The sequence below is a fragment of the Ectobacillus sp. JY-23 genome (assembly GCF_023022965.1).
Taxonomy (GTDB): Bacteria; Bacillota; Bacilli; order Bacillales; family Bacillaceae_G; genus Ectobacillus.
Window position 1 is genome coordinate 2843235 of sequence record NZ_CP095462.1, and the last position, 18054, is coordinate 2861288.

Annotated in this window: 16 protein-coding genes and 3 riboswitches; of the genes, 11 read left to right on the top strand and 5 right to left on the bottom strand. The window is 39.6% G+C overall.

Going from position 1 to position 18054, the window contains the following annotated elements:
- The first annotated feature begins 84 nt into the window (after positions 1 to 84).
- From MUG87_RS14555 to rlmD, 4 genes are all read left to right on the top strand, one after another.
- On the top strand, positions 85 to 1608 hold the full coding sequence (locus MUG87_RS14555) for a fumarate hydratase (RefSeq protein ID WP_247083080.1): 1524 nt from the start codon (positions 85 to 87) through the stop codon (positions 1606 to 1608).
- Between the two features lie 215 nt (positions 1609 to 1823).
- Positions 1824 to 2618, top strand: a complete 795-nt coding sequence (gene pdaA, locus MUG87_RS14560) for a delta-lactam-biosynthetic de-N-acetylase (protein ID WP_247083083.1) — start codon at positions 1824 to 1826, stop codon at positions 2616 to 2618.
- A gap of 72 nt (positions 2619 to 2690) precedes the next feature.
- Positions 2691 to 3551, top strand: a complete 861-nt coding sequence (locus MUG87_RS14565; RefSeq protein WP_247083085.1) for a DNA-3-methyladenine glycosylase family protein — start codon at positions 2691 to 2693, stop codon at positions 3549 to 3551.
- Positions 3552 to 3563: 12 nt separating this feature from the next.
- Complete coding sequence (gene rlmD, locus MUG87_RS14570; RefSeq protein WP_247083087.1) at positions 3564 to 4952, top strand: 23S rRNA (uracil(1939)-C(5))-methyltransferase RlmD; 1389 nt, start codon at positions 3564 to 3566, stop codon at positions 4950 to 4952.
- Between the two features lie 144 nt (positions 4953 to 5096).
- Here the strand turns inward: rlmD and MUG87_RS19715 are convergent, their stop codons facing one another.
- On the bottom strand, positions 5097 to 5414 hold the full coding sequence (locus MUG87_RS19715; protein ID WP_368042542.1) for a recombinase zinc ribbon domain-containing protein: 318 nt from the start codon (positions 5412 to 5414) through the stop codon (positions 5097 to 5099).
- 3 nt (positions 5415 to 5417) lie between these two features.
- Positions 5418 to 5561: a recombinase family protein gene (locus MUG87_RS19720; protein ID WP_368042573.1), complete on the bottom strand. Its 144-nt coding sequence runs from the start codon at positions 5559 to 5561 to the stop codon at positions 5418 to 5420.
- Between the two features lie 311 nt (positions 5562 to 5872).
- A riboswitch (cobalamin riboswitch) is annotated at positions 5873 to 6055 on the top strand.
- 250 nt (positions 6056 to 6305) lie between these two features.
- Positions 6306 to 6488, top strand: a riboswitch (cobalamin riboswitch).
- A 235-nt stretch (positions 6489 to 6723) separates the two neighbouring features.
- Positions 6724 to 6906, top strand: a riboswitch (cobalamin riboswitch).
- Positions 6907 to 7185: 279 nt separating this feature from the next.
- On the opposite strand from MUG87_RS19720, the gene MUG87_RS14575 reads away from it, so the two are divergent.
- The 6 genes from MUG87_RS14575 (at position 7186) to MUG87_RS14600 (ending at position 15096) form a co-directional block, all read left to right on the top strand.
- Complete coding sequence (locus MUG87_RS14575; RefSeq protein ID WP_247083089.1) at positions 7186 to 9840, top strand: DUF4430 domain-containing protein; 2655 nt, start codon at positions 7186 to 7188, stop codon at positions 9838 to 9840.
- A 67-nt stretch (positions 9841 to 9907) separates the two neighbouring features.
- Positions 9908 to 10567, top strand: coding sequence for a cohesin domain-containing protein (locus MUG87_RS14580; protein WP_247083090.1), 660 nt, complete (start codon positions 9908 to 9910; stop codon positions 10565 to 10567).
- Between the two features lie 29 nt (positions 10568 to 10596).
- A complete protein-coding gene (locus tag MUG87_RS14585) occupies positions 10597 to 11856 on the top strand; it encodes a DUF4430 domain-containing protein (protein ID WP_247083092.1) in 1260 nt (419 codons plus the stop codon).
- Positions 11853 to 12746 carry an energy-coupling factor transporter transmembrane component T gene (locus MUG87_RS14590; RefSeq protein ID WP_247083094.1) on the top strand — a complete coding sequence of 298 codons (894 nt, stop codon included), beginning with the start codon at positions 11853 to 11855 and terminating at the stop codon, positions 12744 to 12746. The genes MUG87_RS14585 and MUG87_RS14590 overlap by 4 nt, the downstream gene beginning before the upstream one ends.
- Positions 12719 to 14398, top strand: coding sequence for an ABC transporter ATP-binding protein (locus tag MUG87_RS14595; protein ID WP_247083096.1), 1680 nt, complete (start codon positions 12719 to 12721; stop codon positions 14396 to 14398). The genes MUG87_RS14590 and MUG87_RS14595 overlap by 28 nt, the downstream gene beginning before the upstream one ends.
- Entirely contained in the window at positions 14368 to 15096 is a 729-nt protein-coding gene (locus MUG87_RS14600) for an ECF transporter S component (RefSeq protein ID WP_247083098.1), read from the top strand. The genes MUG87_RS14595 and MUG87_RS14600 overlap by 31 nt, the downstream gene beginning before the upstream one ends.
- Positions 15097 to 15303: 207 nt before the next feature.
- Here the strand turns inward: MUG87_RS14600 and MUG87_RS14605 are convergent, their stop codons facing one another.
- On the bottom strand, positions 15304 to 15507 hold the full coding sequence (locus tag MUG87_RS14605) for a hypothetical protein (protein ID WP_247083101.1): 204 nt from the start codon (positions 15505 to 15507) through the stop codon (positions 15304 to 15306).
- Entirely contained in the window at positions 15501 to 15758 is a 258-nt protein-coding gene (locus tag MUG87_RS14610) for a hypothetical protein (RefSeq protein ID WP_247083103.1), read from the bottom strand. Before MUG87_RS14610 ends, MUG87_RS14605 begins: the two co-directional genes overlap by 7 nt.
- A 276-nt stretch (positions 15759 to 16034) precedes the next feature.
- On the opposite strand from MUG87_RS14610, the gene MUG87_RS14615 reads away from it, so the two are divergent.
- Positions 16035 to 16898 carry a DegV family protein gene (locus MUG87_RS14615; RefSeq protein ID WP_247083105.1) on the top strand — a complete coding sequence of 288 codons (864 nt, stop codon included), beginning with the start codon at positions 16035 to 16037 and terminating at the stop codon, positions 16896 to 16898.
- A 184-nt stretch (positions 16899 to 17082) separates the two neighbouring features.
- Here the strand turns inward: MUG87_RS14615 and MUG87_RS14620 are convergent, their stop codons facing one another.
- Positions 17083 to 18018, bottom strand: coding sequence for an aldo/keto reductase (locus tag MUG87_RS14620; protein ID WP_247083107.1), 936 nt, complete (start codon positions 18016 to 18018; stop codon positions 17083 to 17085).
- Positions 18019 to 18054: the final 36 nt, after the last annotated feature.

The following is an 18054-nucleotide window of genomic DNA, read 5'->3' on the forward strand; positions in this document are numbered from 1 at the left end:
TCTTATGCTTCTCCCCTGAAAAGGAGTATAATCGAGTTGTGCAACTTTTCGTAAAGTTAACAGCGTTCACAGGGGGGAAACAAAATGGAAAAGCTTCAAGAAAGCATGTATCAGCTTATTGTTGAAACTTCAACAAACTTGCCAAAGGACGTGCGTCGCGCCATCCAGCGTGCGAAGGAACGTGAAAGCGCCGGCACTCGCTCTGCTATGGCTCTGGATACAATTACAAACAACATTAAAATGGCTGACGACAACATTTCACCGATTTGTCAGGACACGGGAATGCCTACGTTCAAGGTGAAAACACCAGTTGGTGTGAACCAGCTTGTCATCAAAGAAGCCATCTATAAAGCAATCGAACAAGCAACAGCTGACGGCAAGCTACGCCCAAACTCTGTTGACTCGCTATTTGGCAACAACAGCGGCAACAACCTTGGTGCGGGCACGCCGGTTATTAAGTTTGAACAATGGGAAAACGATTACATTGACGCGCGTCTTATCTTAAAGGGCGGCGGCTGTGAAAATAAAAATATTCAATACAGCTTACCATGTGAGCTAGAAGGCTTAGGACGCGCAGGACGCGACCTGGACGGTATTCGCAAATGCTTAATGCATGCTGTATATCAAGCGCAAGGACAGGGCTGCAGTGCTGGTGTAATCGGCGTCGGTATCGGCGGCGACCGCACATCAGGCTACGAGCTCGCAAAGGAGCAGCTATTCCGTTCCTTAGACGACGAAAACAGCATTCCAGAATTACGTCAGCTTGAAGAATACGTGATGGAAAACGCGAACAAGCTTGGCATTGGTACAATGGGCTTTGGCGGCGAAACAACGCTACTAGGCTGTAAAATTGGCGTATATCACCGCTTGCCGGCAAGCTTCTTTGTCTCCGTAGCGTACAACTGCTGGGCATACCGCCGTTTAGGTATTAAAATGAACCCGGAAACAGGCGAAATTACAGAATGGCTGTACCAAGAAGGCGACGACACGCTGCAGCACGAAGCGCCCCAAGAAACAGAAACAGCGCAGCGCGAAATCGTCCTGCAAGCACCAATTACAGAGGAGCAAATCCGCGAGCTTCGCGTCGGTGATGTTGTAACAATCAACGGCATGATGTATACAGGCCGCGATGCGCTTCATAAGCACCTAATGGACAACGACTGTCCGGTGGATCTCAACGGTCAAATTATCTATCACTGCGGTCCAGTTGTCATGAAGGACGGCGAAAAGTGGACGATTAAAGCCGCAGGTCCTACAACGAGTATTCGTGAGGAGCCGTATCAAGGCGATATCATGAAGAAATTTGGTCTGCGTGCGGTTATCGGTAAGGGCGGCATGGGTGCTAAAACGCTTGCAGCATTAAAAGAGCACGGTGGCGTGTATCTAAACGCAATCGGCGGCGCAGCACAGTACTACGCAGAATGCATCAAAGACGTAGAAGGCGTCGACTTCATGCAGTTTGGTATCCCAGAAGCGATGTGGCACCTGCGCGTAGAAGGCTTCAAAGCAGTTGTCACAATGGACTCTCACGGCAACAGCCTGCATGCTGATGTAGACAAATCCTCATTAGAAAAGCTATCACAATTTAAAGAGCCAGTATTCAAATAAGGCGAAGCAGATGCTTCGTCTTTTTTGTGGTGTACTTTCGGTCAGTTTGGCGGATAATTCAGCCAAATTACAAATATTTCGGTCAGTTTAGGGTATATTCCGGTCAGTTTAAAAGACATTCCGGTCAAACCACTTGGAAAACAATACCCGGCATGAAAACAAAGCATAAAACAGAAAATACGAGTACGAAGCACTGCGGAAAGGAGCTTACAACCATGAACAAAAAACGGATTGCCTTCGCTGTACTCGTAATGATGCTGATGTGCATCCCATCAGCGGTATTCGCCTATGCGAATGCTGCCAATCATTGGGGGACACCGCGAAACAACCAAGAACAGCCGCCAGATGCAGGTAAAGAATTCACTAGCCTGATTGAGAAATACGATAGCTTTTACCTAGGTGATACAAGCAAAAAAGACATTTACCTCACATTCGATAACGGATATGAAAATGGCTATACGGAAAAGATTTTAAACGTATTGAAAAAGAAAAAAGTGCCGGCAACCTTCTTTATCACAGGTCAATATATTAAAGAACAGCCTAAAATCGTCAAGCGCATGGTTAAGGATGGCCACATTATTGGCAACCATTCCTGGCACCATCCTGATCTTACATCCGTTAGCGACACCCGCTTTCGAAAAGAACTGCAGCTACTTGAGGACGAAGTAAAAAGCTTAACCGGTCAAAAAGAACTGAAATACCTTCGCCCACCGCGTGGCATCTTTAGCGAACGCACTCTTGCTTTATCAAAAGAAATGGGCTATTACAACGTATTTTGGTCACTCGCTTTTATTGACTGGAAGGTGGACCAACAACGCGGCTGGAAGTATGCACATGACAGCGTTATGAATCAAATTCATCCCGGCGCTATCATCCTGCTTCACTCCGTATCGAGCGACAACGCTGAGGCGCTCGGAAAAATCATCGACGACCTTCGCAAGCGCGGCTATACATTCAAAAGCCTAGATGATTTGACAAATGCCAAATTTGGCCCAAAAATCAACTATTAACAAGCTGTGAGCCTCTCGCTCACAGCTTTCTTGCATGTCGTATGTTATAATGGGGCAAAAAGGGTGAACACTATGTGGAGAAAGACGGTCGAACTACAAAACCCGTATAACTGGGAACAAGTCCTGCAGCGGCTAGCAATGGATCCGCTGCACGCAGTAGATATAGAAAAAAGTGAAATCAAAGTGCCACTTATCGTGAACGAAACAGAAATAGTTGTCTCCGTCCAAGGAACTGGCCCCCTTGCAGCACCTGCGTTTGTCATAACAAGCGAGGGACCGGAAGAAGATATTATCCAGCGCATTAGTAAGATCTTTGGGTGGCAACAAGACATGGAACGCATTCACAGCCATTTCTTACAAACAAACCTGCGTCCTATCTTTAAAACCTTTGCGTACACACCAATTGTGCTCGAATTTAACTACTTTGACTGCCTAGTGCGCTGCATCATCCACCAGCAGCTTAACCTAAAATTCGCCTTTACCCTGACAGAACGCTTCGTTCACACCTACGGCAAGCAAATCGACGGTGTTTGGTTTTACCCAACACCTGCAGTTGTCGCAAAGATAACCGTAGAAGAACTGCGCGCCCTGCAGTTTAGCCAACGAAAAGCAGAATATATGATTCACCTCGCGCAGCACATCGTCAGCGGCCACCTACACTTAGACGATCTTGGGGCAATGAGTGACGAAGAAGTCATGAAAACCTTGTTACCACTGCGCGGCATTGGACCATGGACCGTCCAAAACTTTTTAATGTTCGCGCTCGGACGACCAAACATGTTTCCAAAAGCAGACATCGGTCTTCAGCGCGCCGTCCAGCAGCTGCTTGGACTTTCACAAAAGCCAGACGATCACATGCTAGAGGAATTGAAACAACAATGGGAGCCATATGGGAGCTACGCATCCCTGTACCTATGGCGTAGTATAGAGTAGGAGTGTAATACCTTGACACAAAAACAAACACCATACGAAAGCAAGCTTCAAATGGGACAAACCTTTCCCGTTACAATTAAACGACTTGGTATCAACGGCGAAGGGGTCGGCTACTTCAAACGACAGGTCGTCTTCATCCAAGGCGCCCTGCCAGGGGAGGAAGTCGTTGCCGAAGTAACCAACATCAAAAGAGGCTTTGCCGAGGCAAAGCTGAAAAAAATTCGCAAAGCATCACCCCAGCGCGTCGCACCGCCATGTCCCGTATACGACCAATGCGGCGGCTGTCAGCTGCAGCACCTATCCTACGACGGACAACTCGAACAAAAGCGTGACATCGTTGTCCAAGCCTTTGAAAAATACACAAAAGTGCCGACAAGCCTCATCCGTAACACCATCGGGATGGAAGACCCTTGGCACTACCGAAACAAAAGTCAGCTTCAGGTCGGCAAAGCCAAAAACGGCATCATCGCCGGACTGTACGCGCTAGGCTCGCATCAACTTGTCGACATCTCAGACTGCCTCATTCAGCACAAGGCAACAAATGAAGTCACACAAAAGGTGAAGCGCATCCTAGAGAGACTAGACATCTCGGTATATAACGAACGGAAGCGCACCGGACTTATCCGCACCATCGTCACGCGCATCGGTGTGCAAACAGGAGAAATACAGCTCGTCTTAATCACAAGTAAAAAAGAACTGCCCCGCAAAGAGCAGTTCATCAAGCAGGTCCAAACCGCCCTGCCGCAGGTCAAATCCATCATGCAGAACGTAAACGGCGAAAAAACCTCGCTCATCTTCGGTGACGAAACCTTCCGCCTCGCTGGCAAGGAAGTCATCCAAGAAACACTCGGCGATCTCAGCTTCGAGCTATCCGCCCGCGCCTTCTTCCAGCTCAACCCGGTCCAAACCGTCAAGCTGTACGACGAAGCCAAAAAAGCGGCTGGCCTCACCGGCAAAGAAAAAATCGTCGACGCCTACTGCGGCGTAGGCACCATCGGCCTCTGGCTCGCAGACGGCGCCGCCGAAATCCGCGGCATGGACGTCATCAAGGAATCCATTGAAGACGCACAAAAAAATGCCAAACGTCACGGCTTCACCAACACCAAATACGTAACCGGCAAAGCAGAGCACTGGCTCCCCAAATGGGTCAAGGAAGGCTGGCGTCCAGATGTAGTTGTAGTCGACCCGCCAAGAACGGGCTGTGACGACAAGCTGTTAGAAACGGTATTGCAGGTGCAGCCAAAGCGGATCGTGTACGTGTCCTGTAACCCATCAACGCTGGCTAGGGATATCGAGAAGCTGTCGAAGAAATATGAAGTGACTTACATGCAGCCGGTGGATATGTTTCCGCATACGGCGCATGTGGAGAATGTGGCGCAGTTAATTTTGAAGAAGAATTAATCGTGTAGCTTTTTAATATGCTTAAGTATAATGTTTTCAAGTAGGGGCGTTGAGAAGTGATAAGAGATTCTTGGCGTCCCTTCTGTGGTTATTTCAATGCGTGCGACTAAGCCATGAAAAATATCGGGAGCTACTTCTTGTATGCTAGCATACAAGAAGTAGCTCTTTTACTTTACTTAGTGCAACTTTACTTTTTCTATACGACTGGTTAATTCCTATTACTAGTTGTTTTACAAAATAATGATCATTAAGTAAATGGACTAGTCTCGTAATATTAATTGAGTTTTGTTTTTTAATATTATGGATTGAGCACGCTTTTTTTCCATAGCGGGCGTAGCTACCATAAATATAGCCTTTTCTACGTGAGCGATACCACATCCCTCTGCCACAATCCGCACAAAAAAGAATATTTGTGAATAGGTGTTTCTTTAGAGCGATAAGATTTTTAGTCCGAATTTTCATTTGTTACTTAACAGCTTTGAAGTCCTCAAAAGAAATGATAGCTTCGTGGGCATTCTTTGTTACAACATGTTCTTTAGGATTTATATTCTTTCTTTTATTGCTTGTAACGCTTTGTACTGAACCCTTCCTTGTACAAGATCCCCAGATTTGTGAGAATTAAACGAATAGTAGAACCTATCCACTTGCGCAGGTGGTAGGATATCATCCTTATAAAGTCTCTTGCGATATTGTCAGTATGACAGCAGTTTAAAATGAAATTAGTTGCTCCTAAAATGGAACTTGTTGTACTAAATAGAGATCAGGAATGGTGAAAAGTTGAAATTGAACAGGTGTTTTAGCGTAGTACTAAAATGAACAGATAGAACAATGAACACATTAAGGATAACATCATTAAAACATAAATAAAGATACAACTCCTCTTAAAGTCAAAGCGGCTCTTGAACAATCTATGTAACTTCTATAAAATGAGTACATATGGTTGCAGTTTGCATTAATAGGGAATTTGGTGAAAATCCAAAACAGCTCACTTCTACTGTAAAAGCTACGAAACATTCGCTAATGTCACTGGGAAACCGGGAAGACGGAATGGATTAGGATTGAAGCTTTAAGTCAGGAGACCTGCCATAAACCTAATACAAGTCTTTCGGTGAGGAAAGTTTGTTATCAAAACTTGTGTATACCTATATGCATATGGATACTATTTGCAATTTTAATTATCGCAAAAATGTGTCTTTTTTGATAACTAACGATTCTTGCTTTTGCAAGAATCGTTCTTTATTGCGTATGATTTTAAGCGATTAAGATCACTGGAGAAATTAAAAGATGGGGAGGTGATTAAAAAATCGAAATGCAAAAATTTGCAGTATAACATGTTTTACCAGAGTAAAAGTTTAGTCCGAATGGGGGTATGGTTGCAGTTTGCATTAATAGGGGATTTGGTGAAAAACCAAAACAGCTCACTTCTACTGTAAAAGCTACGAAACATTCGCTAATGTCACTGGGGAACCGGGAAGACGGAATGGATTAGGATTGAAGCTTTAAGTCAGGAGATCTGCCATAAACCTAATACAAGTCTTTCGGTGAGGAAAGTTTTTTATCAAAACTTGCGTATATTTATATGCGTATGGATACTATTTGCAATTTTAATTATCGCACAATGTGTCTTTTTTGATAACCGATGATTCTTTCTTTTGCAAGGATTGTTCTTTATTGCGTATGATTTTAAGCAATTGGGGTTACCAGAAGAATTAAAAGATGATTTAAATGCAAGAAAATTTGCAGTATAACATGTTTTACTAACGTAAAAATTTAGATTAAATAGGCATATGGTTGCAGTTTGCATTAATAGGGAATTTGGTGAAAATCCAAAACAGCTCACTTCTACTGTAAAAGCTACGAAACATTCGCTAATGTCACTGGGAAACCGGGAAGACGGAATGGATTAGGATTGAAGCTTTAAGTCAGGAGACCTGCCATAAACCTAATACAAGTCTTTCGGTGAGGAAAGTTTGTTATCAAAACTTGTGTATACCTATATGCATATGGATACTATTTGCAATTTTAATTATCGCAAAAATGTGTCTTTTTTGATAACTAACGATTCTTGCTTTTGCAAGAATCGTTCTTTATTGCGTATGATTTTAAGCGATTAAGATCACCGGAAAAATTAAAAGGTGGTAAGGTAATTAAAAAAGATTTAAATACAGTTTGCGGTATAGCATGTTTTACTAGAGCAATCGTTTATGAATTGGAGGAAAGGATGAATTAAACAATGAAGAAATTTGTAAAAGTGCTTCTTGTCATGTGTATGATTTTTTCAATTTTTTCTATCTCAACCCCTTCATTAGCGGCACCTTCTGGAAACCCTAAAGGTTATATAACGATGTCAGCTGATGTAAATACGCTGGGAGCAGGTTTTCTATATGAACCCGTAAAGGTTCCTTTTTATACTGGGGAAACTTATGCCGATGTGACGGACAGGTTTTTGGGTTCATCTAACTATCGTAGTTCTGGTCAACAAGAAATGTTTTATTTGTCTAGGATTAAACTAAACCGCTCTTTGAGTATCCAAGTTCCACAGATATTGCAGAACGAAATGGGCATGACAAACGCAGACATTATCAATGTGGGAGTAAATGAACAAGGGCACCTTGGAGAATTTGATTATAGTTCTATGTCTGGTTGGATGTATTCGGTAAACAACGAATTTTCAAATGTAGGAGTTGGAGCTAAAACACCTAAAGATGGTGATGTATGCAGATGGCAATTTACGCTCACAGGTTTTGGTGCTGACTTAGGTCAGGATAATTCAGCATGGGGGGGATCACCAGCACTTTATGTAGGGGCTGATCGCAGTAATCTCCTGACCCAGGTTGCACAAATAAACAGTGCTGCCAACAAGGCAGAGCTTTTAGCCAAGCCCGGCGTTCTTACAGCCTATAACAATGCTAATGCAGCACTAACAAATCTAACGGCTACACAAGAACAAATTAATAATACATCGACTGCCTTAACTACTACATTGAATACTGCAATACCGGCAAGCAGTATTGATATTAGTACGCAACTGAACGCAAGCTTAGCATCTATATTGGCCGCTGCTCCTTCACCAGGTTTTGGTACACTTAATGGTGAATGGACAGTTCTTTCGTTATCTAGATCCGGATACTCTGTTCCTAAAAATTATTTTTCTGATTACTATAACCGTGTAGTTACACATGTGCAATCTGTAGGAGGAATACTTTCTACTTCTCAGTATACAGAGTACTCTAGATTAACACTTGCATTAAGTGCGATTGGAAAATCAAGTACAAATGTAGGCGGGTATAACCTTTTAGAGAATCTGGCAAATTATGAAAAAACAATAAGTCAAGGTATAAATGGTGCCATCTTTGCATTAATTGCACTTGATACAAATAACTATGAAATTCCTATTATAGCAGATACCGCTAAACAGGCTACCCGTCAAAAATATATTGACTTTATCTTATCGAAAGAAGTGAAAAAAGACACTCCACAAGCAGGTGGTTTTACTTTATACGGCTCGACGCCTGACCCTGATATTACAGGCATGGTACTTCAAGCACTTGCACCATATAAATCACAACCAAAAGTTGAAACTACAATTGATAGAGCAGTTAAAGCACTTTCAACCATCCAAAAAGACACTGGAGGTTTTACCGCTTTCGGTTCAACTTCCAGTGAAAGTATTGCTCAAGTAATTGTTGGGCTTACAGCCCTTGGTATTGATCCGGCGACTGACAGCCGTTTTGTAAAAAGCGGTGGTAATTTAGTTTCCGCATTGCTCACTTTTTACGTTGAGGGCGGCGGCTTTAAGCATATTGCGACAGGAAATAGAGATGGAATGGCTACAGATCAAGGGACTTATGCATTGATTGCATATGACCGATTTGTCAAAGGAAAAAACAGTCTCTATAATATGACAGATGCATTTAAAAGTGTGGAAGAACCTGGAACGGACCCTGGTGGAGAACCAAAACCGATTGATGCACAAGTTACAATTGATGCCCCAGACCAAGTAGTTGCCAAAGCTGGAAATGTATTCAACGCAATTATTAAAACAGATGCATTTCCTGTCGGAGACTACAAACTGATGGATGGCGTTATTAATATCCCTGACGAACTAAGCATTGAAGATATATCAATTTCAGAGCGTATGCAGGGCGGTTCACTTGCTTGGAATTATAATGCTTCTGATAAGAAACTTAGATTTGTATATACTAACTCGGATTTAAAAAATATCAGTTTATCAGGAGAGAAATTCCCCGCTGAATTATTGACTCTTCAATTAAAAGTAAAGAATGACATTGATACGAAAATTACGCCGAATACTGAAATCTCCGTTGGCGGGATCAGTTTAAAGAAAGCCTCTAACCTCTCGGCTTTAGTTTTTGATAGCTCAAAAGCAGTGAAAACCGTTAAGTTTTCAAATGTTGCTATTAGCATTAGAAAGCTGTTTGAAGGCGATGGGATTGATTTGATTCCGGCAAACAAGAAGGCTATTGCTTTTACAATTGGCGGTATCAAAAGCGGAACAAAAGTTAAATACAAAAACGCAGATTTAATTTATTCGAGCGAAATGACAGCAAAACGTGGCGTGGATACCTACGTATTAATGACTAATGTTAGTGAAGCTGATTCAAACTTACTAAATAGTTCCAACTATAGCTTTTTAACAGATGCAACAAAGACTATTACATTTGGTGATATTGATGCCAATGGCATCATTAATGCGCAAGATGCTTTGAATGTTATCTCTGCTTGGCTTAGAAAGGTAGATGTGAGTGAAGATGAAAAAATTCTTCGTATGAACGTAACGTCTGATTCAAGAATTAATACCTTTGATGCACTTGCTATTATGGAGAATTATGTTTCCCAAAGTGAACTTGCAATCATAGGAAAATAACATTCTCGAGGATAGGGGCAGTTCAAATTTACGGATTGTCCCTATTATTTATACAGGGGGCATACTGGTGAGTATTTTTAAAAGAGTCCGAAACAGCGAATTTTTAAAAAAGAAATCGACGCGTATTGTAGGCATCATTCTTATGGTGCTACTTATTCTATCTAGTATTTTTATATACTTCAACAATAAAAATGTTTTTAGAGAGCTTTTTGCACCATCTATTACTTTAGTTTCTCCCGCACCGATCAAGCCTTCAAATAGAAATGAAATCACTGTAGATGTCATGGTGTCGGATCTTCCAGATAACATCTATCCCGCTGCTAGTCTTTCTATTAATTTTGATAAAAACAAGTTGGACTTCATTGGGGTAAAACAAGGAACGATGATGACCTTGGGCGACTCGACAGCTCAAAAGAAGGTATATAACATTCCTATTTGGAAAAGTGATCCGGCAGTATCAAATAAAAGTGGTCAGATTAATACAATGTATCTTGATATGACAGGTGGAAAGTATGCTTATACCAAAGAAGGTTTTAATAAAAAAGAAAAAAATATCTTGTTACGCTTAACTTTTAAACTAAGAGATAGCGTAGTGAGTGGTGAAGTTTACGATTTAATCATTCGTGATGCTATTATAGCTACAGCAGATAATGATATAAAGAAAACCAGCTTGGCTTCCAATAATAACACACTAAAAACATATCCGGCTAAAATTGTTGTGAAATAAACGACATCGTTTATAAGGAGGAGAGAAATTTGAATGAAAACTTGAGGTATTTCCTAAAGCATAACTTATCTAGATGGTATGTCATCCTCTTAATTGTTCTGATGATATCATTATTAAGTGGTTGTTTTGAGAAGGGTACTGTCCAAAGGACCAATCAAATTCCAAGTGATGGTGGTATTTCTCATAAGGTTTTTAAAAATATAAAAGCCACAAAGGATATTGGGATTTTTAACGGAAATAGCAATGGAATTACATACCAATGGATGTTCTTAGGAAGTGGGATTGATAAACCTAAAGATGAAAACCTTCTTGTTACATTTTCTAATGCTAAGACTACGGAAATAAAAAAACAATTAGGAACAGAATATGTGCAAGAGTTCAGCTTCTCTTCTAATGGAGTAGTGTCTGGCAAACCTTCATTATCTATATACTTGAATACCCCTTGGAATGCAAATTCAGCTGAAGTATATCAATATGATGAAGCAGATGGTACAGCTAAATTGGTTTCGGAAGCAACACTTGAGAATTCTCCTAATGGAACCATCACTTTCATTCCAAAGAAATATAAAGGATTATTCTATATCGTTGGAGTTAGTAAGAAAAACAGCGTCGAAGCAACAAACAACCAAACGGCAACGAATAATGAAGCAGCATCAACCGCTGAATCCAGTCAGGAAAACCAAGCTAGTAGTGCAAAACAAGATGATTATTTATCAAAAGAAAAAAAACCAGCTGAAAAGGCAAAAGAAAATGGTTCTAAATCTAGTACTTCAAATTCAAATCAACAAGATAAATATTTAACAAATCCAATTCCTGAAGGCAAACCTAAACCTACAGAGCCAGAAAATACAACGGTTAATAAAGGTAAGAAGTATACTGCTACTTTATCTATTCGTAGCGACACCATTCTAAAAAATATGGACAAGTTTAATAAAGACAAGTTATCCGTTCTTCCGAAAGATGGCGTAATCATGAAAACCAGAAGAGTTCAATTTTATGAGGGAGAAAGTGTCTTTGATGTGTTAAAGCGCGAAACGATGGCCTCAAAGATACATATGGAAATGGAATTTTATCCAATTTATAATAGTGCTTATATTGAAGGTATCAACAATATCTATGAATTTGATTGCGGCGAACTTTCCGGATGGATGTATAAAGTCAACGGGTGGTTTCCTAATTATGGTAGTAGTCGTTACAAGCTCAAGAATGGAGATGTTATTGAATGGGTGTATACCTGCGATTTGGGTCGGGACGTTGGTGGGTATGTTGAGGGAGTGAAAAATCAATGATGAAAGACGCTTTTTCTACCTGTCATCCATTTGTAAACTTTTCTTATTTTACTCTAGTGATTGTGTTTTCTATGTTTTTTTTACACCCAGTGCTTTTGCCAATCTCTTTATGTGTGGCAGTTACCTATTCAATTTATCTAAATGGAGTAAAAGCATTGAAATTTAATGTGTTCGCTATGATTCCTACCATGTTGCTTGCCGCTGCTATTAATCCCATGTTTAGCCATGCAGGTATGACAATTCTTTATTATCTCGATAACGGTAACCCGATTACCCTAGAATCTATCTTCTACGGAATCGCTGTGGGATGTATGTTCATTACTGTGATTATTTGGTTTTCTTGTTATAACAAGGTAATGACCTCTGATAGGTTCATTTATCTTTTCGGGAGATTGATTCCAGCGTTATCACTTATTTTATCAATGGTTTTACGATTTGTGCCGAAATTTAAATCTCAAATTAAAGAAATCTCCAATGCACAAAAATGCATTGGAAGGAATGTATCTGATGGAAGTATTTTTGTGAGAGCACGAACTGGTTTAACCATTATGTCCATTCTTATTACTTGGGCTCTAGAAAATGCCATTGAAACCGCTGATTCAATGAAATCGAGAGGCTATGGCTTAAAAGGAAGAACTGCTTTTTCCATTTTCCAGATCGATAAGAGAGATAAGTGCCTGTTGTTCATTTTTCTTTTATGTACTGCTGTAATTCTTCTGGGAGTATATCAAGGAATTACAACAATTAAGTTCTTTCCGGCCATTTTAATCAAGCCATACTCGATATTCCATTTGATTGTTTATATTGCATATACAATCTTATTGTCTATACCCATGATTTTGAACATAATGGAGGATATAAAATGGAAATCTATAAAATCAATCACTTAAGCTTTGCCTATCCTGAAAAAGAAGGCCAGGCACTCCAAGATGTTACCATTCAGATCAATCAAGGTGATTTTACAGTTGTCTGTGGAAAATCAGGTTGTGGAAAATCAACCTTACTCCGACACCTGAAAACTGTTTTAACCCCTCATGGAGAACGTAAAGGGGAAATTTTATATATGAGACAGCCAATAAATGCAGTATCTAATCGAATACAAGCAGAACAGATAGGGTTTGTTTCACAAAACCCGGACAATCAGATTGTAACTGATAAAGTATGGCATGAATTAGCATTTGGATTAGAAAGTCTAGGTGTTGATAGTCAAACAATCCGCCTTCGAGTTGCTGAAATTGCTAGCTTTTTTGGTATTCAGAACTGGTTTGCAAAAGATGTAACTGAGCTTTCTGGTGGACAAAAACAATTGCTGAATTTAGCTTCTATCATGGCAATGCATCCTCGCGTACTAATATTGGATGAACCAACCGCACAGCTAGATCCAATTGCAGCATCTGATTTTTTGGCAGCAATTAATAAAATTAATAAAGAACTAGGTGTTACAGTTATCTTGACTGAGCACCGTTTAGAAGAGGTATTCCCAATGGCTGATAAAGTCATTGTAATGGAAGATGGCCAGGTCCTTGTTCATGATACGCCAATTAATGTCGGACTTATGCTAAAAGAAACAAAACATAAATTAATAAAAATCCTTCCAAGTGCTATGCAAATATTTGCTTGTTTAAATAGTTCAGATTCTTCTCCAATCACAGTTCGAGACGGAAGAAACTTTTTGAACAGTTTTTTGGGTGACAGAAAAATTCAAGAACTATCGTACCAAGTGAATCGTCCTCAGTCTACTGAGGAAACAATCATTGAACTGCGTAATCTTTACTTCAGATATGAAAGGAACGGGACAGATATTTTAAAAGGGCTCTCACTGAATGTTCCTAAGGGAAGATTATATACACTGTTGGGTGGAAATGGTACAGGAAAATCGACCCTGTTATCTGTTATTACTGGTATTAATAAAGTGTACAGAGGCCAGGTATTCCTCTCTGGAAAACCAATCGGGAAATTTAGTAATAAAGAATTATTTCATCAAAATATCGCGATGCTACCGCAAAATCCGCAGTCGATTTTTGTGAAAAAAACAGTCGAATTGGATTTATTGGATATATTAGAAGGCAGGAAGTTAAGCAAGGATGAGATGAAACAAAAAGTGAATACTATTGCTGATCAGCTGGAAATTACACATTTGTTATCTTCACATCCTTATGATTTGAGCGGTGGTGAACAACAGCGAGCGGCATTGGCAAAAGTGTTGTTGCTAGAACCTCAAATACTCCTATTAGATGAGCCTACGAAAGGACTCGATTGTTGCTTTAAGGATAAGTTAGCGAGTATTTTAAAGCGGTTGCTAGATAACAAGGTTACTATTCTTATGGTTTCCCATGATATTGAATTTTGTGCAAAGTATGCAGATATCTGCGCACTTTGTTTTAACGGAAGTATTATTTCTGAAGGGGATCCAAGAACTTTCTTTAGTGGGAACAGTTTTTACACAACTGCCGCCAATCGTATATCGCGACTTCGAATTACAAATGCAATAACTAATGAGGATGTGATTGAATGTTGTCAACAAGTCACTCAGCAAAGTTAAACAAGCGAACAATTGTCGCTTCATTTCTTATTCTGATTGTAATTCCATTAACTATTGCTGCAGGGATATACCTCCTGAATGATAGGAAATATTATTTAATCAGTCTTTTAATTATTACCTATTCAATGCTTCCATTTGCTATGGTATTTGAAAATAGAAAGCCGCAGGCACGGGAGCTAATTGTTATTGCGGTTCTTTGTGCTATTGCAGTAGCTGGCCGAGCAGCATTTTTTATGATTCCTCAATTTAAGCCAGTAGTTGCAGTCGTTATTATAGCTGGTGTGACTTTAGGTGCAGAGAGCGGGTTTTTAGTCGGTGTAATGACAGGTTTTGTGTCAAATTTCTTTTTTGGACAAGGACCTTGGACGCCTTGGCAAATGTTTTGTTTTGGTATAATCGGTTTTTTAGCAGGTGTGTTGTTTAAGAAAGGAGTTTTATCTAAAAAGAAAGTCGCACTCTGCCTGTTTGGGGGCTTAGCTACCTTCTTTATTTATGGAGGGATTATTAATCTGGGTTCTTTACTAATGTGGTCGTCAAAACCAACTATGCAAGCTCTAATAGCCACGTATATTGCTGGTTTTCCATTTGATTTGGGTCATGCCGCCGCCACTGTCATATTTTTAGCGCTCATCGCTGACACTATGATTGAAAAGATAGACCGAATTAAGAAGAAGTATGGTTTAGTAGAACCCAATTAAATTAGAGGGAACGACAAAATTTATGTTATAGGCCAAAAAGTCTCAGCTCTTTATCTAATTTTACATGCTGAACTTGATTAAAAGAGAAGGAAGTAGAACGTTCTGTTAATCTTGATGTAAGAAAGTTTGTTTGTATAAAAAATCTCATTATCCTGTTCTTTGATGTAGAAAATCAGGCTTGCCAGTTATATGGCAAGCCTGGAAATTCTAATTTAATATATCATCCTCAGCAAGAAATTGAGGATAGATAAAGTTCGAATATTCTGTTTCGTAGATTTCAATCGCTTTTTCAGTCTTTTGAAGGAAGCAGCCTAATCCGATGATTTCACTAACTGCTTTGCTTAATTGCTTCTCAATAGCTTCATTACTAATTCGAATTGTATGATATCCTAATCGACTATGGACTACCATTCTTTTTCGATCCTTCTCCATCTGTTCAGCTGTTTGATGATACGGTCATCAACCTCAATAATTATTTTAGCTGGTCGAAAATATTCTTTGATTAATCCATCTACTGTAGTGTTGCTAATTGCAACCTGTGGTTCAAAATCCAATCCTAATCGTATTAATTCTCCTGCTAACAATAATTCATGCTCTGTAGGAGTCTTTTGAGTTTGTTTTAATAAACAGTAACTCTTATAATTGAAAAACACTTCTAACATTGTCATTGCCCCTTTACAGATACTTAATGATGTAAGACAAAGACAAACGGCTACTACATCTGTGAATTTTTTCTGCGACCTGCTATCCACGCATATGGAGAACGTAGCACAACTTCTTCTAAAAGAGAAATAACTTATTTATAGTTCAAAACAAAAAACTGTCACATTTTATTAGATAGTCAAAAGGCATGATTCCATGTACGATGGAATCATGCCTTTTCTTTGAACAGTGCCCTGTACTGTAAGAAAGGCGAATATACGTCCTGGGGGATACGAATGATAAAAATTATGGCTGATTCAACATGTGATTTATCTGATGAAGTACTGGAAAGGTACGATATCAGCTTAGCGCCATTAACTATAGATATAGGCGGAAAAATATATAGAGACAGAATAGATATTCAGCCAGATGAGTTTTATGGAATGTTGGAAGCGCTCCCTGAATTTCCGACTACGGGGATGCCGAGTCCCGCGGAGTATTTGAAGATTATGAAGGAGGCCGTCGAGAGCGGCTATAAAGAAGTGTTATGTATATGCATGTCGAGCGGTACAAGCGGTGCGTATCAGTCAGCTGTGTTGGCTAAGGATTACTTCTTGGAGGAGCAGCCAGGCTCACATGTGAAAATACATGTAGTAGATTCAAAGTGTATGAGCCATGGAAGTGGCTGGCTGGTTCTGAAAAGCGCCATGATGAGAGAAAAGGGAGCTTCGTTTGAGGAGCTCGTAAGCTTTAATGAAAGCTTTAAGAAAAAAGTGAAGCATTTCCTATCTGTGGATGACCTCAATCATTTGATTAAAAGCGGCAGACTAAGCAATACTAGTGCGATTATAGGAAAAATTTTAATGATTAAACCGATTATGAGCATGAAGGATGGAAGAGGAGTGATAGTCGGAAAGGAAAGAGGACTGAAAAGAGTGCTCAAGCACTATGTCCAAGAGTTTATCAAACGAAATGATGCAACTGTCACAGATTTTATCATCATCGGTTATACATCCGATAAGACGATTGCCGAAAACCTAAAAGCGCTTCTGCAAAAGGATACAGATTTCTCAGGAGAGATCCATATCATGCAGATGGGTGTGTCTGTGGGCACTCATGTTGGCTTAGGTGCGATATCTATGTTTTTTGTGGAGAAGTAAGCAGAGTGGTAACGTGAATACAATGAATTGGCGGGAGTAAGGCAGGTATTTGCCTTACTCCTTTTGATGACTGTAGTTATAATTTCTGTAAGAAGGTTTTAACGGACATCCTGTCATTACATCTTTTAAAGATAAAAACAGAAAGGCTGTCGGAAATCTCCTGACAGCACAGGGTTAAGCTATATTATTTAGCTAGTATTTTTTCAACAGCAACCAAATCCTCTGGTAATAAGGTTAAAGAATCTGCTTTTATATTTTCTTTTACTTGATCAGCTCGTTTACCACCAGGTATCACTGTATCAACACCTTTTTGTGAAAGTAACCATGCTAAGGCCAGATTTGATAAACTAGTTCCTTTCTCATTCGCAATTACTTTTAATTCTTCAACCTTATTTAAATTGTTTAAAAATGTTTCTGGTTGAAATAAGGGCTCTCCTTTTCTCCAATCCCCATCTTTTAAGTGCAATGAACTGTTGTATTTTCCACCTAAAATGCCAAATGCCAATGGTCCATAAGGGATAAACGAGATATTATGCTCTCTACTATAAGGTAATAGGTCTTTTTCTGCTGAACGGTCTAACATGTTATAAGGTGATTGAATAACATCAATATGATTATGTTGATTAGCTTCTTTCAACTGGTTTAGAGTAACATTGGAAATACCGATAGCACCGATTTTGCCTTCTTCTTTTAAACGAGCTAATTCACCTATTGCTTCAACTAATGGTGTTTTGTTATCTGGGTAATGTAAGTAATATAAATCAATGTAGTCCGTTTGGAGTCTCTTTAAACTGTTTTCAACAGCCGAGCGTAGATACTCTGGTTTATTGTTAATACGTGTAGTATTATCATCTAACTTTTCAACAGCTCCTTTAGTAGCAAGTGTAATTTCAGAACGATGAGGTTTAATAACCTCACCTACTAATTCTTCAGATCGTCCAAACCCGTATACGTCAGCCGTATCAATAAAAGTGATGCCTAAATGGAGCGCTTCTTTCACTAAGTTTCTTCCTTGTTTCTCATCTAAATCTGTAAATAAATTATGACCACCTACTGCGTTGGTTCCTAAACCTATTTGTGTTACTTGCAAATTAGCTTTATCTAAAAGAGTCTTTTTCATTTATATGTCCTCCTATAAAATAATACTAGTGTTCTA